Source organism: Pontibacter cellulosilyticus (assembly GCF_014306105.1).
GTDB classification, from domain to species: Bacteria; Bacteroidota; Bacteroidia; order Cytophagales; family Hymenobacteraceae; genus Pontibacter; species Pontibacter cellulosilyticus.
On sequence record NZ_JACRVF010000005.1, the window covers coordinates 49955 to 69799 of the forward strand.

Annotated in this window: 20 protein-coding genes; 6 read left to right on the plus strand and 14 right to left on the minus strand. The window is 46.6% G+C overall.

Annotated elements, in window-relative coordinates:
* Window positions 1–194: 194 nt before the first annotated feature.
* Window positions 195–1244, plus strand: coding sequence for a nucleoid-associated protein (locus H8S84_RS15725; RefSeq protein WP_187068332.1), 1050 nt, complete (start codon window positions 195–197; stop codon window positions 1242–1244).
* A gap of 107 nt (window positions 1245–1351) precedes the next feature.
* Window positions 1352–1792, plus strand: a complete 441-nt coding sequence (locus H8S84_RS15730; protein WP_187068333.1) for a hypothetical protein — start codon at window positions 1352–1354, stop codon at window positions 1790–1792.
* Window positions 1793–1851: 59 nt separating this feature from the next.
* Here the strand turns inward: H8S84_RS15730 and H8S84_RS15735 are convergent, their stop codons facing one another.
* The gene (locus tag H8S84_RS15735) at window positions 1852–2808 is read right to left on the minus strand and encodes a sterol desaturase family protein (protein WP_187068334.1); all 957 of its coding nucleotides are present in this window, start codon (window positions 2806–2808) and stop codon (window positions 1852–1854) included.
* Window positions 2809–3027: 219 nt separating this feature from the next.
* Here H8S84_RS15735 and H8S84_RS15740 point away from each other — a divergent pair, with 219 nt between their 5' ends.
* Window positions 3028–3219: a hypothetical protein gene (locus H8S84_RS15740; RefSeq protein WP_187068335.1), complete on the plus strand. Its 192-nt coding sequence runs from the start codon at window positions 3028–3030 to the stop codon at window positions 3217–3219.
* A 173-nt stretch (window positions 3220–3392) separates the two neighbouring features.
* Window positions 3393–4058: a carboxypeptidase-like regulatory domain-containing protein gene (locus H8S84_RS15745; protein ID WP_187068336.1), complete on the plus strand. Its 666-nt coding sequence runs from the start codon at window positions 3393–3395 to the stop codon at window positions 4056–4058.
* Between the two features lie 29 nt (window positions 4059–4087).
* Here H8S84_RS15745 and H8S84_RS15750 read toward each other — a convergent pair whose 3' ends face one another.
* The 6 genes from H8S84_RS15750 to H8S84_RS15775 form a co-directional block, all read right to left on the minus strand.
* Window positions 4088–4651: an HD domain-containing protein gene (locus tag H8S84_RS15750; RefSeq protein WP_187068337.1), complete on the minus strand. Its 564-nt coding sequence runs from the start codon at window positions 4649–4651 to the stop codon at window positions 4088–4090.
* 58 nt (window positions 4652–4709) lie between these two features.
* Window positions 4710–5555 carry a potassium channel family protein gene (locus H8S84_RS15755; RefSeq protein ID WP_187068338.1) on the minus strand — a complete coding sequence of 282 codons (846 nt, stop codon included), beginning with the start codon at window positions 5553–5555 and terminating at the stop codon, window positions 4710–4712.
* Window positions 5556–5655: 100 nt separating this feature from the next.
* Window positions 5656–6159, minus strand: a complete 504-nt coding sequence (locus H8S84_RS15760; RefSeq protein ID WP_187068339.1) for an RlpA-like double-psi beta-barrel domain-containing protein — start codon at window positions 6157–6159, stop codon at window positions 5656–5658.
* A 356-nt stretch (window positions 6160–6515) separates the two neighbouring features.
* Window positions 6516–9701 carry a S41 family peptidase gene (locus H8S84_RS15765; RefSeq protein ID WP_187068340.1) on the minus strand — a complete coding sequence of 1062 codons (3186 nt, stop codon included), beginning with the start codon at window positions 9699–9701 and terminating at the stop codon, window positions 6516–6518.
* Between the two features lie 65 nt (window positions 9702–9766).
* Window positions 9767–10528, minus strand: a complete 762-nt coding sequence (locus H8S84_RS15770; RefSeq protein WP_187068341.1) for a TVP38/TMEM64 family protein — start codon at window positions 10526–10528, stop codon at window positions 9767–9769.
* Window positions 10518–11351 carry a rhomboid family intramembrane serine protease gene (locus H8S84_RS15775; protein WP_187068342.1) on the minus strand — a complete coding sequence of 278 codons (834 nt, stop codon included), beginning with the start codon at window positions 11349–11351 and terminating at the stop codon, window positions 10518–10520. The genes H8S84_RS15770 and H8S84_RS15775 overlap by 11 nt, the downstream gene beginning before the upstream one ends.
* Window positions 11352–11548: 197 nt before the next feature.
* Between H8S84_RS15775 and H8S84_RS15780 the strand changes: the two genes are divergently transcribed.
* Together H8S84_RS15780 and H8S84_RS15785 are read left to right on the plus strand one after the other, a co-directional pair.
* A complete protein-coding gene (locus H8S84_RS15780; RefSeq protein ID WP_187068343.1) occupies window positions 11549–13396 on the plus strand; it encodes a glycoside hydrolase family 3 protein in 1848 nt (615 codons plus the stop codon).
* A 72-nt stretch (window positions 13397–13468) separates the two neighbouring features.
* Window positions 13469–14176: a hypothetical protein gene (locus H8S84_RS15785; protein ID WP_187068344.1), complete on the plus strand. Its 708-nt coding sequence runs from the start codon at window positions 13469–13471 to the stop codon at window positions 14174–14176.
* 229 nt (window positions 14177–14405) lie between these two features.
* Here H8S84_RS15785 and H8S84_RS15790 read toward each other — a convergent pair whose 3' ends face one another.
* From H8S84_RS15790 to H8S84_RS15820, 7 genes are all read right to left on the minus strand, one after another.
* Window positions 14406–14930 carry an NUDIX domain-containing protein gene (locus tag H8S84_RS15790; protein WP_187068345.1) on the minus strand — a complete coding sequence of 175 codons (525 nt, stop codon included), beginning with the start codon at window positions 14928–14930 and terminating at the stop codon, window positions 14406–14408.
* A gap of 74 nt (window positions 14931–15004) precedes the next feature.
* On the minus strand, window positions 15005–16027 hold the full coding sequence (locus tag H8S84_RS15795; protein ID WP_187068346.1) for an SDR family NAD(P)-dependent oxidoreductase: 1023 nt from the start codon (window positions 16025–16027) through the stop codon (window positions 15005–15007).
* Window positions 16028–16111: 84 nt separating this feature from the next.
* On the minus strand, window positions 16112–16882 hold the full coding sequence (locus H8S84_RS15800; protein ID WP_230407217.1) for a porin family protein: 771 nt from the start codon (window positions 16880–16882) through the stop codon (window positions 16112–16114).
* A 289-nt stretch (window positions 16883–17171) separates the two neighbouring features.
* Window positions 17172–18080 (minus strand): M20/M25/M40 family metallo-hydrolase, encoded by a 909-nt coding sequence (locus tag H8S84_RS15805; RefSeq protein ID WP_187068347.1) that lies wholly within the window; start codon window positions 18078–18080, stop codon window positions 17172–17174.
* A gap of 54 nt (window positions 18081–18134) precedes the next feature.
* Window positions 18135–18353 carry a hypothetical protein gene (locus H8S84_RS15810; RefSeq protein WP_187068348.1) on the minus strand — a complete coding sequence of 73 codons (219 nt, stop codon included), beginning with the start codon at window positions 18351–18353 and terminating at the stop codon, window positions 18135–18137.
* A gap of 167 nt (window positions 18354–18520) precedes the next feature.
* A complete protein-coding gene (locus H8S84_RS15815) occupies window positions 18521–19093 on the minus strand; it encodes a hypothetical protein (RefSeq protein WP_187068349.1) in 573 nt (190 codons plus the stop codon).
* A gap of 1 nt (window position 19094) precedes the next feature.
* Window positions 19095–19805, minus strand: a complete 711-nt coding sequence (locus H8S84_RS15820; RefSeq protein ID WP_187068350.1) for a head GIN domain-containing protein — start codon at window positions 19803–19805, stop codon at window positions 19095–19097.
* Window positions 19806–19845: the final 40 nt, after the last annotated feature.

Genomic DNA, 19845 nt, shown 5'->3' on the forward strand with positions numbered 1-19845 from the left:
GCTTTTGCACAATGGAAAAACCATGCCAAAAAGATTTACTCTTTTCAAAAAAGTTCATTTGTTTTTAAATATATTATTGATAATCAGAATAATACCTCTTAATAATTTTTAGATTTCCTTAGAACACACCCGATTTATACTTCTCTTAACATCAATTCCATACCTTTGCAGTTGCAACTGAAAGCCGAAGTATAATGAAGGATAGATTAGAGGTGCGCCTGAAACAACTGGCCGTACACAGGGTAGGAAACAAATCAAAAGATGAGGGAGTAGTGGTATCGAAAGAACTGGTAGAACTGCGCGATGAGCAGCTGTCGGACCTGCTGCTGAATTACTTTCTGTCGCCGTTCAAGCAAGAGGAGTTTTTCAGGTTTACCCATACTTCCGACCTTACGCTAAACGAGATGTTTGCCTATGCTGCGCTTATTTTTACCGAGCCAAGCAAGTTTCATGAGTATTCGGTGCACATTCTTAACCACCTTTACGAGCAGTCGGACCATCCAAAAGTTAAAAGCGGTGAGCTGTACGTGGTGCACTTCTCTGGTTGCCTGATGGAGGACGACATTGTAGATGCAGTGGGTATTTTTAAATCGGAGAACAAGGACACCTTTCTTACCATACAGGACGAGCAGGACGACCTGAACGTGAACTACCATTTCGGAGTGAACTTAAAGGGTGTTGACAAAGGCTGCATGATCTTTAACACCGAGGCTGAGGATGGCTTTAGGGTGAAACTGGTAGATGCCAATGGCTATGATGCTGCTTTCTGGAAAGAAGACTTCCTTAACGTTACAGAGTTAAAGGACACAAATTTTAACACTAAAGCGGTGCTTAACCTTTGTAAAGATTTCTCAGAAGAGGTGTTTGCGCAAAAGGAGAGCAAGAAAGCTCAGGTAGATTTTATCAGCCGCTCGGTAGACTACTTCTCAAAAAGCGAGACTTTTGACCTGGAGGAGTTTACCAGCAGCGTGATCGATGAGCCGGAGACCAAGGAACGGTTTATGAACTATAGTCAGTCCTATGCCGAAGAGCGTGACATTGAGGGCTTCACAGACTTTACTATCAATAAGAATACCGTAAAGAACATGAAGCGCAAATTCCGCAACTTTATTAAACTAGACACCCAGATCGAGATCAAGTTTAGCGGCTATAACCCAGAGCAAAGCGAGCAGTATGTAGAGCGCGGCTTTGACCAGGAACGCGGCATGCACTTTTATAAAGTATACTTTTACAGCGAGAGCTAACGTTTACCAGAAACTATAGCCCAGGCGCTGTTGTTAACAAACCTTGAAACAAAGTATAAACAGGAACGATACTTGCTCTTAGAAGCAGTAGAAAATAAGCCCAAAGTATGAAGAGATTAATTGTAGCTATCATGTTTGCCTTTGCCGGTAGCGTAGCCTATGCGCAAACCACGGCAGCAACACAGAATACCGCCACTCAGGCACCCGCTGATAAAGCCCTGGAACAACGCGCCAACGACATTACGGCCGGTATGGCCAAAAACCTGCGTCTTACGCCAGAGCAAACTGCAAAAGTTAAAGCTATTAACCTTACGGGCATGCGCCAGGTAGAGGAAGCGAAAGTAAAGTATAAAGATGATCCCCGTATGGTAGTGAAGCAGATTGACATTATCAGCCAGACCAGGTTATCCCAGATAAAAGATGTGCTAACGCCGCTGCAGTTTCAGCAGTACCAGGACCGCCGCGAAGAGAAAATGGGGGTGCCTAACGAAGCAAAAAGTAACCCTAACCAGCGAAAGCAAGGGCCAATGAGCCAAGAAAGTTACTAAGTATAAAAGCAGAAAAGCATGGTGTAGTCCATGCTTTTCTGCTTTTATACTTCTTGTATTCAGGCGGCACCTGCAGTGCCCATCTGCTCTATTTCTACCCCTCCTGTTTCTTCTTTTCTTAAGGGCTGCTCTGTTTTTTGCAGTCGCTTGCGCTGGTGCTCCGTAACCACTGCACCTGGTGGCTTAAAGAGTATTCCCCATACTTCTTTCACCGATCTGGCGTGCTTCAGATCCTCCCAAATATCTACCCACTCATGAAAAACCAGGTAAACCGGATTAAAAGATTTAATAGGTGTAGTCAGGCCATAGGTAGGATGCTCCTCCTCCCGCTGGAACGTACCAAACATCCTATCCCAGATAATAAATGTAGAGCCATAGTTTTTATCCAGATACTTTACATCGGAGCCGTGATGTACCCGGTGATGCGAAGGCGTAACAAAAAAGTACTCTATGGGTGCCGGTAGTTTTTTGACCAGTTCCGTGTGCACAAAGAACTGATAAAGCACTGCCACTTGGTGGCAGATGAAGAATGTAAATGGATCTAAACCCACAAAAGGCACTGGCAAGAAGAACACGAACTTAATATGCTGCGTCCAGCCGGTGCGGAAGGATACAGAGAAGTTCATTTTTTCGGAGGAGTGGTGTGTAACGTGGGTAGCCCACCAGAAACGCTGCTCATGTGAGATGCGGTGCGCCCAGTACCGGCAAAGGTCCACTACGAAAAAACAAAGTATAAACGCCCACCACACACGCGGCACCGACCATGGCACTAAATTGTACACCACCATGGCCACTGCAAACAGCCATATCTTTAAGGCCCCGCCAAGTATGGTGTTCACCGCCCCAATGGTAAGCGCAGCCAGAAAGTCCTTTTTATGGTAATAGTCCCGTTTTTTATAAACCCCTACCAGCCACTCCACCACCACCGACAGCACAATAATAGGCACGGCATAGTGCATCACTGTCAGGTCGTCAAGTCCTCGTAACTGTTCAAGCGTAATCTTCTCTTTTTCCATAGGCACTGGCGGGGGTGTTGCACTTAGCCATATCAACGGCCGTTTTGGCAAAGGGTTAGGCTGCCATCCTGCTTAAAAGGTGCAAAAAAGCCGGATAAGCAAGCGAAGCGACAGAATGAACTGGCTAACCCTAAACGGCTTCTGGTTAAAACTGGCATCTAATTTGGAGTGATTCTACTTCAGAAAGTTTTATACATTTGTAGCTTAAATGTCCGACTTATGAACATCAGAAAAAAAGTTAGAACAGAGATGCCACTGCAAGGCTCAAGATTTGCCGCCTTAGATGCGTTTGTAAAAGCTGCTGAGAAGGAGAACTGGACAGAGCAGGAAGTACAGTATGTAATTGACGAAGTAGTAGAGGCCAAAGACGATAAGGAAGGCCTTGAAATACTAAAAGATTATAGCGCATAACATAGGGCGCCTGTCTCAGTAACTGCCCCTAGCAAATTTATTTTCTTCGTATTAAAAACCTGTACAACTGTTTTGCCCATCTTTGCATCTACTATAGCAGAAAGGCTGTACTTCGGTAAAGATTTCAAACCCGAAGCTTAGCCCCTACTAACTGCATACATCATTTTATACTTATGACAAAGAGGATTTGGGCTGCTCTTTTTGCGGCTGTACTTTTTAGCGGCTGCGAAGACAGTATGCTGGATCCTACCACAGAGGCCACGGGCATTGTGGTAGATCATATAACTAACAAACCTCTATCAGGTGTTACAGTTACTTTAACTGAAGACGATGATCGATGGGTTGGAAGATCAGTAGTAATTGCTGAACAACAGACTGACGCCAGCGGTAAATTTGTCTTTAAGTTTGAGTGGAAAGATAGTCCTTATACTATTAAGTTTAAAAAGCAGAACTATATATATTCTCGCGTAACATACAACGAACTCTTCCCAAATCTGTCTCCTGTTGTAACGGACTACGAGCTGTTAGAAAGTCTGAAGAAGAAACAGGAATTTGTAATAGACATGGAGCCTATAGGACAAATAGTTTTAAATGTAGCGCACCCGCAGCCAAATGGCAGAAAACTGACTCTAAAACTGGAGAACATGAGTAAGAAGCTCCATTCCCTTAATTTTCAAGCCTTTGAAGGTACAGGACTGACAGATTATAAAATTGATGCCACGGCAAATAAGTATACCCGCTATACTTATACGATAGAGGAAAACGGCAAAAGCCAAACCAAAGTTGACTCCATCTTTGTAAATCACATTACACCAACCCCACTAACTATAACTTATTAAAAAAGGAGGCTGCGGCCTCCTTTTTTCGTTTATCCTTGGTTTGTTACCTGCGGCGATAACTGTAGTTCTTCCTGGTGCTTCTGCAGCACTTCTATAATAAAGCTGATGTGCTCCCTCATATCTACTCCGAACAGCTCAGCGCCTTTGCTTACCTCCTCGCGGTCTACGGAAGCTGCAAAGCTTTTCTGGCCCAGCTTCTTCATAACAGATTTTGTCTCAAGCCCCTCCAGGCGCTGCGGCCGTACTTGTGCACAGGCCACTATAAAACCGGTTATTTCATCACAGGCTATCAGTGCCTTGTCCAGCAGGGTATCGTAGCTTTTGCCCCACTTTGTATAATGTGCCGATATAGCGTGTGCTATTTCGCCTTCTCCTTTTTCCTGTAGCAGGTTAAAAATTACGTTTGGGTGCAGGTCCGGGTAGGCCTGGTAATCGGCATCGTGCAGCAGGCCGGCAATGCTCCATTTAACAGTGTCTTCGTTTAGTTTGGCTGCATAGGCTTCCATTACAAGCTCTACAGTGCGGGCATGGCGCAGCAGGCTTTCGCTGGTAGTCATGCTATGCAATATGTCTTTTGCTTCCTGGCGTGTCATAATAAAGTATGATTTATACTTCCTAAGATATCCATTTTGTGGCAACTAGCAAAAGGTGCTATACCTGGTTGGGGTTTTGATCTGGTGGTAACCGATCTGGCTGTGGGGTAGCATTAGCTGTTTTTAACTCGGCACGCAGCTGCTTAATTTCATGGTGCAGTTCCTGAAGCTGTTTTGCGCCGGCCAGCTCTGCGTCTTTGCTTTCAGCGTCCTGGCCAATGAAGAAAGTTGCCAGTGTAGCCGTTACATACCCAAACACAGCGAAGCCATACAAGGCAAGCAGCAGGCACAGTACCCTGCCCTCAGGCGTAACCGGGAAGTAATCGCTGCCGATGGAGATGAGCAGCATAGCCGTCCACCAGAGAGCTTCGCCGTAAGTCTTTAACCCATGCTCCTGCTCAAAGGCATACATGCCTGCGGCACCGGCTACTGTTACCACTACGGTTAAGGCCACAACATACCCGAACGCGCGGCGCTGCATGGTCTTGCCCAGGCTGCGCATGCCCCGGTTAATGGAGCCCACCACCTTTACCAGCCTCAACCCTCTTACTGCCCTCACAGACCTGACCACCCGAAACACCCTGGTAATTCTGAAAACCCGCAGCGCAGGCACGATCAGGGAGATGGTGGTAAGGATGTTGCTCCGAAGAAAGTTGAGCTTATGCGGCGCAAGTATAAACTTAACTGCGAAGTCAAGTATAAAAATTGCCCAGATAACCAGGCTTAAAAGCTGCAGGTAATAGTTAAGCCCCCAGATAAACTCGATTACAAGCAGCACCAGCCAAATAAAGCCCAGCACTACCAGAGGCGTCTCGAGGGCATCCTGTAACCGGTTAAGCAGCTCGTACCGCTCCCTGTTCAGGAGGCGCTTTTCTGCATTCTTTCTTAAGTTACTTTTTCCCATTGGCGCTTGTTTCCACCTGGCATAGCCTGCTGTTGCTATACTTTACTGCATAGGGTACGGATGCAGCGCCTGTTCGTTTAAAAGCAAAGAAGCCTCATCTTTAGTCCAGTTTGGCTACCTGAACGTTTTTCCAGATACCCATGATGTGGTCATTTCTCCCAACAAGTAGATCAATCTGTTTGCGCATGCGGCGGTTCATGATATCTCGTACAACGTACACGCCATCCAGTTCATCAGAAATGCCGGTAACCCAGAGAGAGTCTCCGAAGCTGAGGCTTCCGCCCCATTTGCTGTGCAGGTCTCGGGATACGGCAATCCAGCGGTGTTTTTTAGGATTGCGCTTGCTGATACGTGAGCCGTCTGCAGTGATATAAGGGGTTGTGTCAGTCTGGCCCGGCTCGGGATGGTAAATAGAAGCTTTAACTGTTATGGTGGCAGGGGGAGCAGGTAATTCTAAGTCTGTTTGGCTTGTTTCTTCAGGAGGCCAGCCTAGCTCTTTTTCTTCGATTTTCGGATTGTGGGAATCAGCAGTAAAAAAGGAAAATTCTTCAGCCATTGCTACTGTCATGGAGAGCATGGCAGCGAGTAATTTGATCCTAAACATAAGCAGTCCATTTCGTGAAACATCGATTTAGGTAATAACAACAGGCTTAAACGGTGCCTTCACAGAATGGTTTTCGAAAGTATATAATTTAGCTATATTCGCATAAATTTAATTTAAATTATGTTTTATATAATTATACTAATTAATAGTTTGCTTACTTACTGATGCTCAGTCAACCAGTGCAATTTTAAACTTCTATATAGGTATACCCTGCTGTATATTTACCGAAACTGAGCAATTACCTAAAAAACTGATGCCTGAGAAAGAAATATGTTTTCTTAAAGAATTGACACAAAGGACTATAAACAACAACAGCCGGCTAATTATAGCCGGCTATTGTTGTTTAATTAAATTTATTAGCGTTTTGTCTGTGGGGCGTTCATAATTTCCTGGATAGCCCTCTCCAACTGCGGGTCTTTATTCTCGAGTCTGTCCTTGAACGTAGTCTTCAGGTAGATGTCTGGTTGCACGCCTTCTCGCTCTATGTTTTTGCCGTCCAACGTATAGCAACCCCAGGCCGGAAGCCTGTAAAAAGACCCGTCTACTAATCCTTTACCCGATGTAAAAATAATCCAACGGTAAGTATCGGTGCCGATGATCTTGCCCAGCCCCAGCTCTTTAAAGCCAGTGGCTGTCATTTCACCGTCGCTCAGGGTTTGCTCGTTCATGAGAAGCACCATTTGGCCGGCAGCCGGAGTAAAGTTAGGCTGGTTGGTTAAAGCGCCGCCACGGTATTTCCACTGCAAGTATGGTTTCTGCGCCAGGAAGCGCAGCACATCGTTGTGCACGTTACCACCGGTGTTGTAGCGCAGGTCAAGTATAAGTCCGTTGCGCTGGTAGCCTTCAGTGGTCATCTCAATCAGGAACTGCTCCAGGGCCTGCGTGCTCATGTTCTTCATGTGCACATAAGCTATCTTGTTTCCAGAGGCATCGTCTACATACTTCTGGTTAGTTGCCACCCATTCGTCGTACAGGTTTTCGCGCTGGCTGCCATAGCTTTGCGGGTGCACTTTTACTGTAAACTCTTTACCACTGCGAGCAAAAGTAAGCTCTGTTTCTTCCTGCAGCGATGGCTTCATAAAGTAAAACTCACGGTTCTGCTTCTGGTCTACCGGCTGTCCATCAACTTTTACCAGCACATCGCCCGGCTGTACATCTTTGCCTTTCACATCCAGCGCACTTTTCTGCACCACCGCCTTTACCTGGTAGGGCTTATCATCTTCAAACAGTAAGCCGGTAGCCAATGAGCGGGTTTTATAGTATGGCTGCTCCTCGGTGCCGTTGGAGGTAAAGCCCATGTGCGAGGAGTTCAGCTCACCCAACATGTCGTTCAGCAAGGTACGCAGGTCAGCGCGGTTCGAAACGTATGGCAACAGTTTGGCATAAGTCTCTTTCTTCTTCGTCCAGTCAATGCCATGGAAGGCGTCGTCGTAGAAGTTCTCCTCCACGCCTGCCCACATCTCATAGAACATCTGGTTAAACTCATCCTTCAGGTTTTTGCGGAAAGTATGGTTCACCTCAATCTTCTCCACTTTGTTGCCATCCAGGTTAAAGGTATGGACGTTGCCTTTCAGCAGCAGGTAATGTGTGTTATCAGCCGTAACCAGGCTAATAGAGCCTGCATCTGCCCCGGCTACTTTTTCTGTCTTTGGCTCCTCAAAAGGGCTGGTGGTATGCTTCCAGATGTTGGCCTTGCCGTCGCCGTGGTTGGAAGTAAAAAGCACCGTAGTTTTATCATCTTTCTGAAGCACCTTCGGGTTACCCTGGAACCCAAAGCCCTCAGCTACACGCTCCCAACGGTTTTGCAGATCTGTCAGGTCGAGGGTAATTAGTTGCTTAGCCGGAGCCGGCTTAACCTCTTTCTCTGTCTTCTTGCCTTTTTTAGATTTATCATCTTTTGCTTCGGCAGCTGCTACAGGGGCTTCTTTAAATAACTCGTTATACTTGTCTGAACGGTACGGTTTCTCAAGCTTGTTCAGCGCGATACGGTACAGGTCCGGGTCCTTCATGCCATAAGGGTAGCTTGGGTTGGTACGGTCAGAGGCGAAATAAATGTAGTTTCCGTCCGGCGACCAGTAAGGCGCTGTTTCAGTTACTCCGGAATTGGTCAGGTTAAAGGTTTTGCTGTTGGCCAGCTGGTGTATGAAAATGTCTTCCTCAAAATTGCGGTAAGCTGTAAACAGCACATACTGCCCGTCTGGCGAGAAGCTAGGATCGGAGTTATATAACGCCCATATCTCGTCCTCTACCAGCGTTTTGGTCTTCAGCGTTTTCAGGTCGATGTGCTTCAGGTGCTTGCTGCCGCTATAGTACACGCCCTGGCTCTTGTCTTTGCTGAACACAACATTGCGGTTATTCTGTAGTTCGTTTGTCAGCTGCACCTCCTTAGAACTGCCATCTGCAGCAATCACAAATAGGTTAAAGTAACCGTTGTTGGTCTGAGTGTATACCAGGCGCTTGTTATCGGCCATCCACATTACCTCCCCTACTCTTTCAGAGGCACGAGTTGGTATCTCACGCACAAATTTGCCTTTTACATCCGACACAAACAGTTTTCCCCTCGACACAAAGGCCATTTTCTTGTTATCTGGCGACACATCAAAATTGGTGATGTTGCCAGCAACTGTGTAATCTTTCTCTTTTTCGAGGGTGCTGTTCTGTAGAGCGGTTATCTGTACTTTGTTTGATTTGCCAGTAGCTTTGTCGTACACGTAAACCTGGTAATCCTTCTCAAAAACTACTTTCTCGCCGTTGGCACTTACCGATGGCGTTTTAATTGACGTTTCGAAGCTGGTGAGCTGGGTCTTCTTTCCGTCTTTAAAAGTATAAAGGTTATACTCTCCATTGGCCTCATCCGAAGCAAAGTATAAACTACCCTGCTTGTCTATACTTACCCACAGGTCTTTACCATCGTAATCGGTATAGCGCTTATACTCTTTGGTTTTGTTGTTGTAAGACTGCACATCAGGGTTATAGGCGCCTTTGTAGCCTTTTCGATGCGTAAAGTTCTTGCTCTCCCAGCTTTCATCGAAGAAGATCTCGCCGCTACTTGGGTGCTCTGCCACGTTGTGCACAGTATGGAAGTAATGCTGAAACATGCGTTGTGGCGTGCCTCCACTCAAATCTATCTTATAGGCAGAATAGCGGTTATAGCGGTCTGATGTGAAATAGATAGTCTTAGAGTCCCAGCTCCAGGAATCTACTTCGTCTGAGGACTCATGAAAAGTCAGCTGCTTTATTTCCCCTCCTCCAATAGGCATCACGAACACATCCTGGTTGCCATACTGCGAAGAGGTAAAGGCTATCCATTTGCCATCCGGAGAAATGCGTGGGCGGGTTTCGTTGCCGGCCATACCTGTAAGGCGCATGGCATTGCCCCCGTTGCTGGATACCTGCCAAAGGTCGCCTTCGTAGCTAAAAACAATGTTTTTTGCATCGGGGCTTATACTTGGGTTGGTGGCAAAGTATACTTCCTGCTGCTGGGCTAAGGCTACGGTGCTGCCAAAGCCTAGTAAAAGCGAGAGTAGGTATTTTCTGTTCATAAGTAGGTTTGCGTTTATCCTAGTAAATAAAGCAATCCTACAGTAAAATACAACTCGGCCCGTGCTTACTTTTTAAAGTATTTGTCGTAGATGATGTACCCGATAAAAGCAGCTATACTTACAGCAGATACCCATATTAAACCGGTTTTGAGGCGCTCGTTATTCTCACCTAACCAAGCCAGCAAAATAGCCAGCGGCACAATGCCGGCCAGGGTAGCGCCTATAAACCGGAAATAACTCATTTTTGCCAGTCCTGCCACAAAGCTAATAGCGTCGTTAGAGAGAAAAGGAGAAATACGTGCAATAACAACTGCCCACAGACCATAATGACCTACAAACTCCATAACCTTGCGCTCAGTTTTATGGCCTATCAGTTTGCTTACGCCAGCCTGCCCTACCCAACGCCCAATAACATAGCCAAGCGTAGAGGCTACTGCCACGGCTGTCACAGCAATTAAAGTACCCCAAAAAGACCCATAAGCAATTATTGCAACCAGCATCAGTGCCACAACATTTATAACTAGCAGAAACATTTGCGCAATCATGGCAAGTATAATAAAGAAAGGTCCCCAAGCCCCAAACTGACTTACCCAATCCGATATGCGCTGCTTATCGCCGCTGGTAAGTATGGTCCAGGCATTATCTACCTCTTTCTGAAAACCGGGAAACAGAAAATAGGCAGCCACTAGCCCACCTATAAGTATAAGTGTGATATAAAGGGGCCACTTGCTTTCTTTCTGCGAGCCAGTTTCATCTTTCAGCGTCTGGTCGTAGCTATGTTTGCGGGTAACGTTTTCTTCTACTCTATCTGTTTCTCTACCTTTCATGCGTTGCTCTTTCTGTTCGCCTTCTAATAGACGAAACAAGAGCAGCATTGGTTGGAGCCATAGCATTTCCGGTAGTGGTATTTAAAGTATAAAAGTGGCTTTTATCTTTTTCCGGCTCCAGTACCTTATAATTGATGTGCATGTGTCTATAGTTCGCCCCCATAGTGTTGCTTACATGGCGTTGCACCACGTTTGGTTCTATGTAGGTGGGCGCAGGCTTTTTGCCCATCGCGCCCTCGCCATACACCAGCGCAGCCACCAGGCCAGCTACGAAGCCTGCAATATGCCCCTCCCACGATATGCGTTCTTCTGTGGGCAGTAAACCGTAAAACAAGCCGCTGTACAGGAAAAGAATCGCCATAGATACCGCCATGGCGCTACGGTTGTGCCTCAGGAAGCCATTGAACAGCAGAAAACCAGCCAGGCCATACACCACTCCGCTGGCCCCGATATGAAAAGAAGGTCTGCCAATTAACCATGTCAGGATGCCACTGAGAACGTACACCAGCACAATTACCCGAACTGCCACTTTGCGGTGCAGAAAAAGTATAAATCCTGATAGCAGCACCAGCGGAAATGAGTTAGAGAGCAGGTGAAGCAGGTCGCCGTGTATAAGCGGACTGGTTACAATACCAATCAACCCGAAGAAACTGCGCGGCTTTATTCCCAGCCACCCAAGATCGGCACCAGTAAGGTAGCTTAATAAACTAATAAGGCACAACAGCGCCACAAACAGCATGCCCGGCAAAAAGCTGTAAGCAAAGTGCGCGTTACTATTATTGTCAGCTATGTAGTGGTCTCTGCCTGCCAGGGTATGTTCCATTTGATTATGCACTTGTGGTGGTGTAGTTACGCCAACTACAATATAGCCTAAAAGTATAGACGGCGCTTTAAAAATTTAGCTTATTAAGCCCTGATTCTCGTATTGTATACTTACAGCAACTAAAACCTGCCCACTAGAAAATCAGTAAGTATCTTACTTATACCATAAAAGCTGCTCAGGCAGTTTTTTATAAGATTATGTTCTATTTACATCACATACCTGCCCCTGCGGTGCTACGATGGGTTGGGCACATGGTTCTAGCCGTGCTGCTTTTACTCCTATTATCTTGTGAGGGTGCAGACACGCAACAGAAATCTATTGGTGAACCTACTGCCGATTATGTGCCAGAACGAACACCATACGTGAGAGCAGCATCGTTGGTAGAGGCGCTCGAGGAAAAAGACAGTTTCTGGGTTGACTCTGTATTTAACGCACTAACACCAGACGAACGCATTGCCCAACTCATCATTATAGAGGCCTTTTCTGATAAAGGTGCAAAGTATGAGGCGGATGTAATGCGGTTAATCAAACAATATAAAGTCGGCGGACTAATCTACTTTCAAGGTGGGCCAATGCAGCAGGCCAAGCTCACAAACAAATACCAGGCTGCCTCCAAAGTGCCGCTCTTTATTTCTATGGATGCCGAGACCGGTGTGGGCATGCGCCTCGATAGTACAGTGCACTACCCCTTCCAGCAGATGCTGGGCGCTGTGGCTGACAACGGACTGATCTATAGTATGGGAGCCCAGGTGGCGGAAGAGTTTAAGCGCCTGGGTATGCACATCAACTTCTCACCTGTTGCCGATATCAACAATAACCCCAAGAACCCGATCATCAGCTACAGGGCCTTCGGCGAAGATAAGCTGGATGTTACCGCCAAAAGCCTGGCTTTTATGCGGGGCATGCAAGATAACGGCATTATTGCTGTAGCCAAGCACTTTCCCGGCCACGGCGACACCGATGTAGACTCTCACCACGACCTGCCTATTATTCCCTTCTCCAGGGAGCGCCTCGACTCTGTAGAGCTTTACCCGTTCCAGGAGCTGATCAAGCATGGCGTAGGCGGTATTATGGTGGCCCACATGCATATACCTCAGCTGGATGCTACACAAAACCTGCCTTCAACGCTTTCGCCTCCTATTGTAAAAGGCTTGCTTAAAAACGACCTGGAGTTTAAGGGGCTTGTGTTTACAGATGCCATGGTAATGAAAGGAGTTACCAAATACTTTGAGACCGGTGAGGCTGAAGCCAAAGCCCTTATTGCAGGCAACGACATATTGGAACGTTTGGCCAATGTACCCAAGGCTATTAAAGCGATAAAGCAAGCAGTAGCAAACGGTGAACTGAGCCAGCAGGAACTTGACCGGAAGTGTAAGCGGGTGCTGAAAGCTAAGCAATGGCTCGGCCTGGACAAGTATAAACCAATTGACCTGAACAACCTGTACGAAGACCTTAACCCGAGCGTAGCCGACAGTACAAACCGTGCCTTAGCGGAGGCTGCCATAACCTTGCTTAAAAATGAAAAGAGAGCGTTGCCGCTGCGCCTTAAAAGGAGAGCTAAAGTTGCCACAGTGGGTTTTGGACTCAAAAACCCAAGCGCTTACCAAAGGTTGATACAAGAAGAGATCAATACCACAGATTTTGTTATTTCGCGCAAAGCAAACAAAAAAGAAGCCGCAGCACTTTCTAAAAAGCTCGAAAAGTATGATATCGTGATCGTAGCCTTGTACGGACCTAGCATCAGGCCGAGCAGTAAACTGGGGTATTCCAAACAGGCAACCGCGCTGGTAACAAAACTGGCTAAATCTAACAAAGCAATTATCACACTGTTTGATAACGCCTATACCCTTGACCAGTTTCCGGGAATCGAGAAAAGCCGTGCACTGGTTATGGCTTACCAACCGCACTACCACGCCCAGGAAGCTGCTGCTAAGTTGTTGTTTGGCAGAATACCCGCACGTGGTAAATTGCCTGTAACGGTAAACGGCCACTTTGCCTACGGCGACGGGATCAGCAAAGGAGTGCCACTCATCGCTGCACCTTAAGCAAAGTATCTTACCAGACTTGTTTCCGTAAGAAGAGCAGAATAAACAAACATGTTCCGAAAGTATAAAACTATGAACACCATAAAGCATTTAGCAACTTATATCAGCTCGCTCTGCCTAATTTGCCTCCTTTACAGTTGTGAAGGGCGCCGCGATATAGAAGACACAGAGGTTGTAACCGTAGACACTGCCGAAGAAGACACAGCCATGGTGGTAAAGTCTGGCAAAACAGCCGAAGAGCAGCTGGAGGAGTTCAGAGGCTGGCTGAACAAGCAATCGGAGAAGGGTGACACCGCCATCCGTAGGAACTGGCCTAAAGTAAGAGAAGAACTTCGCCAGCGCAACGCGCAGCTGGAACAGAACTTCGACAGCCTTTCTGAAAAATCACAGGAAGAATACAAGGATTTAAGAAGCAGGTATGAACGCTGGGAGGCGCGGCAAGAGCGCCGGCAGCAGCAGCCTTTAGAAACCGCCAAACTAGAGAGGTTCCAGGACCAGTTGCTACGCGAGTACAAGGATATTAAAAGTATAAGCGCAGGCAACATCCGGGAGGCTTACCTAACCTTTATGGGCACTGTAAGAGCACAACGTCGCAACTGGTCTCAGGATGACTGGGACTATGTTGACCATGTGTATGCAAGGCTAAACGAACGCCGCGGTCAAGTGGAAGGGCAGATCTCTACAGGAGACAACATCAAGATACGAGCCCTGCAAGCTGAGTACCTGGCTTTAGAAGGTTCTGCTGATACCCAAAGCGCCGTCAGGAGCACAGATAACTAAGTACAAAGTATAAAAGCAGGCTCTAACCTGCTTTTATACTTTGTAAGCTTGTTTGTTTCGCAAGAGTCGCAGCCCAGTGCCCTCAATATAAGACCTAGACTGTCATCTCTAACAGCGTGAGAGATCTATAAAGAATTCTTTTAGACTAATTCTAATAAGATTTCACGCGATGCTCGAAATGACATTCAGGTGTTGAGTTTACTCACGATCTTACCCTACAAGAAAGCATTTATACTTTCACCTGTTTCTTCAGCCTTACCCACTGCTGGGCAATAATCGTTTTGGCATCTGGCGTTTGCAGCTGGCTTAACTCACTGGCTGTAAGGTGCACCAGTTCGATGTGCTCGTTTTCGTGGTCGTTGCCGCCGCCCTGTGTGTGCTGGTTAGATACCTCTGCAAAGTATAAAACCACTTTCTCGGTAGTACCCCCCGGCGAAGAGTAAAAAGTATGCAGGTGCTCCAGTTTATCTACATGGTAGCCGGTTTCCTCTTCAATCTCGCGGGCTATACTTTGCTCAGGTGTTTCTCCTTTATCAATCATACCGGCCACTACCTCTATCAATTCCTCCTCAGGGCCAACCCTGAACTGCTTTGCCAGGATGTATTCCTGCTTTTGGGTGTCGTAAATAAGTGCAGCTACAGCATCTCCCCTGTAAAATTGTTCGCGGGTAAAGGTCTGCCCCTCCTGCTCCACTGTTAATTTATAGATCTTGAAGTAGCCATCGTAAGCCGTTTCTCTGTTTTTTATTTTCATAAGAATTCAATCTGAAGCCACGGGTTAGTATGGCTCAGGCAAAGGTATAAAGTATACGTATAGTTTTAAGATGTTTAAACTTCGTTGTTTCGAACAGCCGCCTCATCAGTGCTCTCGGTAAATTTAGAGAAAGACAGATCAGACTCACTTTCATAGCCTTTTGTTCTTTTCTTGCCTATACCGCCCTCTCCAGGTAACACGCGGTTTACTATTTCAAAAATGCTGCTCATCAGGCCCGGCGATATCCCGTGCAGCAACTCCCCGAATTTGGCTGGCAATGTGGTGGTAACTTCTGCCTCGCCATATCTCAGTGCATCCAATACCTGCTTCGCCGACTCCTCGGCGCTAATAGAAGTAAGCGGACTTGAGTCCATTATTTTAAACAAAGCATACTCTTCTTTGTGGTGCCCTTTTACAATGGCATGGCGTGGGCTGCCTGTCCGCATCAGGCCTGGGTTGGCAGTAGTAACCGTAATGTTATACTTTTTAAGCTCGGCCCGCAGCCCTTCCGACAGGCCTACCAAAGCAAATTTACTTGCACTATAGGGCACCAGGTGCGGCACACTTATCTTACCACCGATAGAGGCAATGTTGAGTATACGCCCCTCCTGCCTTGCTTTCATACTTGGCAGCACAGCCAGCGTAGTATAAAGCGGTCCCCAGAAATGGGTATTCATGGCTTCCTCAAACTCTTGCAAGGTCATTTCGGCAACCGGGCCAGCACTTATAATGCCTGCATTGTTGATCAGCACATCGATAGGTCCGTACTCATTGAGCACGTTGGTGATCATGTCATTTACCTGTTGCTCTACGGTTACGTCACATTTCTGAACCAGCACGTCGGCACCTTTTCCAGCCAGCTCCATGCGTGCGTTTTCAAGCTCCGTTTCATCGCGGGCACAAAGCACCAGTCGGGCACCCTCACTTGCCAGTTGTCGCGCCATTACCAGGCCAAACCCACGGGAGCCGCCCGTTATCAGCACAATTTTTCCGGAAAAGTCGTATGCGGTTAAGTTGCGGTAAACGCTGCGTGCCACAAGCAGGGCACCTGCTCCGGCAGCCAGCCACCAGAGTTTATTTTTATCGTTTGCTTTCATAGTAGAGCGATAGTTTGGTTAATGATATCGCTTTACCTCTACGGCTACAAACAAAAGGGAGTTAAGCTATGCTGAAAAGACAGGTTAATTGTTCTGGGCGCTTCGGCTGAAGATCTTGTTTTTAATGACCGGTGTGTACATAATCTTGATGGCTGCCACGCCATAATGATCGGTGCCTGGGTTAGCAAGCCTCGGGCCTACGTTATCAAGATAATCGGTGCTGGTAATGTGGTATATCATCTCACCGGCCACGGCAATCTCGTCGGAGAAACGGAAGCGCAGCCCCCCGCCAAACGGAATCACAGCCGCAATAGCCGGGTAGTTTCGCTCAGGGTCATAAGTTGTCTGGGAATCTTCCAGGCGATTGGCTTCTGCAGGGAAAGACGTAGCTGTATAGTATATAAAGCCACCGCCGCCCCTGATATAAGGTACAACAAAACGCTTGCGAGACGATCTATACTTTCCGGAACCGGCATAGCTATCCAACAGGTTTAGCACAAAGGTACCAGTCACTTCTATTACTTCGGTCTGGAAAGCAATGTTAAGCGGGCGTCGTGGATCTTTTTCCTCAGCACCCAACCGTACATAATCGATGCCGCCCGCCAGACTAACATAAGGGGATATCTTATACCAGGCGCCAACGCTTGCGTTAGGCCCAAAGTTGTTACAGCCAGGGCTACCGCAAATGTCGCTTTTAACGGCTGCAATGCCGCCGCCTGCTACAATTACCAGTCCGCGCTCAGGCAATTTGCTTCTACCCACCCGTTCGATAAAGCTGCTTTGCGCCTGTATGCCAAACGGCACCAACGGTAGAAGAATAATAAGTATAATGAAACAGGTAAGGCTTCTGCTCATACACTAAAAGATAGATTAGTTAAAACAACGCTATAGGGAAGCACTTTCTTGTAATATACTTTTACTAATAACTTAGCAATGATGCACTTAAACAAGAGGTAATAAAATACCAACAGCACTTGCCGCTTTTGTTTTCTCTACGATTAATCTAATAAAAAGATAACCAATAAAGCATCTTTATATACTAATATTAGAATTATCCAGTAAATAATGATTTTATACTTATTCAGGATATTGAACAAACATTAGTACAATGCTCATTTGCAATACATGAAATTGAGGTTTCCCGCTACTTTTTAGAAGATGGCAAATCCTTATCTACCACCTTCACGAAGTCGATAACAAGGGCAGCGGCCTCTGCATAAAACTCCGGATTTACATTAACAAAGTCGTCGGTTGGTTTGTGGTAATGCGGGTGGTCTTCCACACCAAAGTATATGTATGGAATTTTCCGCTTGTGAAACTGAAAATGGTCTGATTGAGTGGTCCAGTCGTTGGGGCCCTGTTCCGGTTTGTCGTGGCCGATGAGGAGTTTTGCCTTTGGCCTTGCAGCCACCTTCTGCAGAGACGGTAACAACTGCGGGTAGTGATGTGAGCCGCTGGCGTATAATTCGCCCTTGTTGTTGATGCTCAGCATATCCATGTTCACGTTCAGGATTATCTGTTCAAGGTCAACTGGCGGCTTTTCCAGAAAGGCATTAGCTCCCTGCAAGCCCAGTTCTTCCCCATCAAAAGCGGCAAATATAAGAGTGTGCTTAGGAGGGTTTTTCTTAAAGTATGCGGCAGCTGCCAACAGCGCCCCTACTCCTGAGGCGTTATCGTCGGTGCCATTGTAAATCTCGCCATTGCGCACGCCCACATGGTCGTAGTGCGCACTTACTACAATAACTTTGTCTGATTTACCCGGAATATAGCCTACAAGATTCGTAGCCTGCTCAACCGTCAATCTCTTATTTTCGATTCTAAAATGCTGCTTATAGCTGCCGTTAAATGGTTTCAGCCCGATCTCCTGAAATCGCTTCAGGATATACTGCTGCGCCATCTGGCTACCCTCTGTGCCGCTCAATCGGCCTTGCATCGAATCTGCAGCGAGCAACTCAATATCTTGTAGCAACTGCTTTTTATCGAGCGGAAGCTTTTGGGCATTCCCGAAAAGCGGAAGAGTGGCCAGGCATGCCAGCAGAAATATCTTTTTCATATGATCATTAGAAACCATGAAGATAGCACAAGCAGCAATGCCAGCCAAACTACCTTATGCTTTAGGCCAGGGCACCCAGCTTTTCTGGCGATTTGTTGTTTTCGCTTTTTTCTCAGCTTTTGCCGGCTGGCGCTCAGCGTCTTGGTCTGTGTTGTCTTTGTAGGATGGCGCCTCTACTCTTGGTACCCATCCGCTGCTGCGCATTACTGTTTCTACTGCGCTTGCTTTTACTTCTTTGTCACTGCTTAAAAACAGATCGTATCCCTTTGGCATAGTCATCTTATCTGGATTTAAAAAATTGTTCAATCTTATAACCCATCAAATGCAAGGAACGTGCCACTACGTTAGAAAGATGCAAAAGTTTCCTCTAAAATAATAATCTATAGAATATGCAACTTATAACCAGCAAAAAGGCCAGACGTTGATGCCTGGCCTTTCTTTTATTTTATGATATTGATGTACGCGGGGAGCTCTATAGGCCCTACGGATGTCTGTACTGTTGGCTTTATCTGCACCTGCACCTTGCCTTTGTCCTGGTTTAGCATGGTAGCGATGCGCAGCAGGCTGTTCAGGTTAGAGCTGCCGTTCTCCTGGATAAAAGCCAGCGGCGAACTAATAGTAATCGTATTCAAGCCGTTTCTCAGCTGTATCGCCTCATTAATTACGCCGCTCAGTGTCTTTTCATCATTCACCAGCATCTGCCATTTCAGCTGTGTAACGGTCATGGTTCTGTCTTTGTGCTCCTCCCCCAGCTCCACATTCAGGTTTAAGGTAGAAGTGGCATTTAGCTTGTTTTCCGAGAAGGCCGAGAACAGTACAGCAGCGTCGCTAAACGAGAAGTCCTCTACCCGTTTTTTCTCCAGCAGGTTAATGCCGTTTACCCTTACCTCGTCTACACTTTTAAGGGCGTATTCCGCTTCTTTAAATGCCTCAAAATCATCTTTGGTTTTGCAGGCGGTGCCGGCCAGCAAAAGCAGCAGCACCAGCAGGTAATTTCTATACTTTATAATCATTTTATTCTTTTGTCACTTTTCCAGACCCTGAAACATCCAGATTGGTGTCTGGGTTTCCTTTGTAAAATACGCGGCCACTTCCGCTAATATTGGCATCCAGTTGATCCGTGGCATGAACCTGCGCTTTTCCGGAGCCAGAGATATTAATATCTGCCCTCCTGGATCTCATATCGTAAGCATAATGCCTTCCAGAGCCGGAAATATGCACATCCTGCTCTTTGGCAGCGCCTGCAAGCTCAATCATACCTGATCCGCTGATGCGAGAAGTCAGTATTTCTGTATCTACTCTGCCTTTTATATCACCGGAGCCGGAAACTGCAACATCAAACTCTCTTGTTCTAAAGCGGTCCTGTAACTCTATGTAACCCGATCCGCTTACTTTAGCCAGGTTAAGCTCAGGCACTGTTAAGTATACTTCCACGGTTTCATGATTGCGCATACAGCGGTTAAAGCCGATTTCCCATACTTCTCCGTCAACATTTGTCTCCAACTCATCCAACACATTCTGCTGCCCCTTAACCTCCACATGCTGCCTGTCTCCCTTGCGAACAAAAACTCTTGTATTGCCTTGTACTTCTATTCCTTCTATCCTTCCCAGGTCCAGGGTGCGGCTTTCAACATCGCCTTCTCCCTCCATACAAAATCCGCCTTCATCGCAGGCGCTAAGGCTAAGGGCAGCTAAAATAACAAGAGGAGTTTTAAGGAATTTCATAGGCTTGCGGTTTAAAGTTAGCATCGATTGTACAGCAATA

Excerpts from the sequence above, each read along its gene's own strand:
- H8S84_RS15725 (WP_187068332.1), top strand. The coding sequence starts at position 195 with ATGAAGGATAGATTAGAGGTGCGCCTGAAACAACTGGCCGTACACAGG.
- H8S84_RS15730 (WP_187068333.1), top strand. The coding sequence starts at position 1,352 with ATGAAGAGATTAATTGTAGCTATCATGTTTGCCTTTGCCGGTAGCGTA.
- H8S84_RS15735 (WP_187068334.1), bottom strand. The coding sequence starts at position 2,808 with ATGGAAAAAGAGAAGATTACGCTTGAACAGTTACGAGGACTTGACGAC.
- H8S84_RS15740 (WP_187068335.1), top strand. The coding sequence starts at position 3,028 with ATGAACATCAGAAAAAAAGTTAGAACAGAGATGCCACTGCAAGGCTCA.
- H8S84_RS15745 (WP_187068336.1), top strand. The coding sequence starts at position 3,393 with ATGACAAAGAGGATTTGGGCTGCTCTTTTTGCGGCTGTACTTTTTAGC.
- H8S84_RS15750 (WP_187068337.1), bottom strand. The coding sequence starts at position 4,651 with ATGACACGCCAGGAAGCAAAAGACATATTGCATAGCATGACTACCAGC.
- H8S84_RS15755 (WP_187068338.1), bottom strand. The coding sequence starts at position 5,555 with ATGGGAAAAAGTAACTTAAGAAAGAATGCAGAAAAGCGCCTCCTGAAC.
- H8S84_RS15760 (WP_187068339.1), bottom strand. The coding sequence starts at position 6,159 with ATGTTTAGGATCAAATTACTCGCTGCCATGCTCTCCATGACAGTAGCA.
- H8S84_RS15765 (WP_187068340.1), bottom strand. The coding sequence starts at position 9,701 with ATGAACAGAAAATACCTACTCTCGCTTTTACTAGGCTTTGGCAGCACC.
- H8S84_RS15770 (WP_187068341.1), bottom strand. The coding sequence starts at position 10,528 with ATGAAAGGTAGAGAAACAGATAGAGTAGAAGAAAACGTTACCCGCAAA.
- H8S84_RS15775 (WP_187068342.1), bottom strand. The coding sequence starts at position 11,351 with ATGGAACATACCCTGGCAGGCAGAGACCACTACATAGCTGACAATAAT.
- H8S84_RS15780 (WP_187068343.1), top strand. The coding sequence starts at position 11,549 with ATGTTCTATTTACATCACATACCTGCCCCTGCGGTGCTACGATGGGTT.
- H8S84_RS15785 (WP_187068344.1), top strand. The coding sequence starts at position 13,469 with ATGAACACCATAAAGCATTTAGCAACTTATATCAGCTCGCTCTGCCTA.
- H8S84_RS15790 (WP_187068345.1), bottom strand. The coding sequence starts at position 14,930 with ATGAAAATAAAAAACAGAGAAACGGCTTACGATGGCTACTTCAAGATC.
- H8S84_RS15795 (WP_187068346.1), bottom strand. The coding sequence starts at position 16,027 with ATGAAAGCAAACGATAAAAATAAACTCTGGTGGCTGGCTGCCGGAGCA.
- H8S84_RS15800 (WP_230407217.1), bottom strand. The coding sequence starts at position 16,882 with ATGAGCAGAAGCCTTACCTGTTTCATTATACTTATTATTCTTCTACCG.
- H8S84_RS15805 (WP_187068347.1), bottom strand. The coding sequence starts at position 18,080 with ATGAAAAAGATATTTCTGCTGGCATGCCTGGCCACTCTTCCGCTTTTC.
- H8S84_RS15810 (WP_187068348.1), bottom strand. The coding sequence starts at position 18,353 with ATGCCAAAGGGATACGATCTGTTTTTAAGCAGTGACAAAGAAGTAAAA.
- H8S84_RS15815 (WP_187068349.1), bottom strand. The coding sequence starts at position 19,093 with ATGATTATAAAGTATAGAAATTACCTGCTGGTGCTGCTGCTTTTGCTG.
- H8S84_RS15820 (WP_187068350.1), bottom strand. The coding sequence starts at position 19,805 with ATGAAATTCCTTAAAACTCCTCTTGTTATTTTAGCTGCCCTTAGCCTT.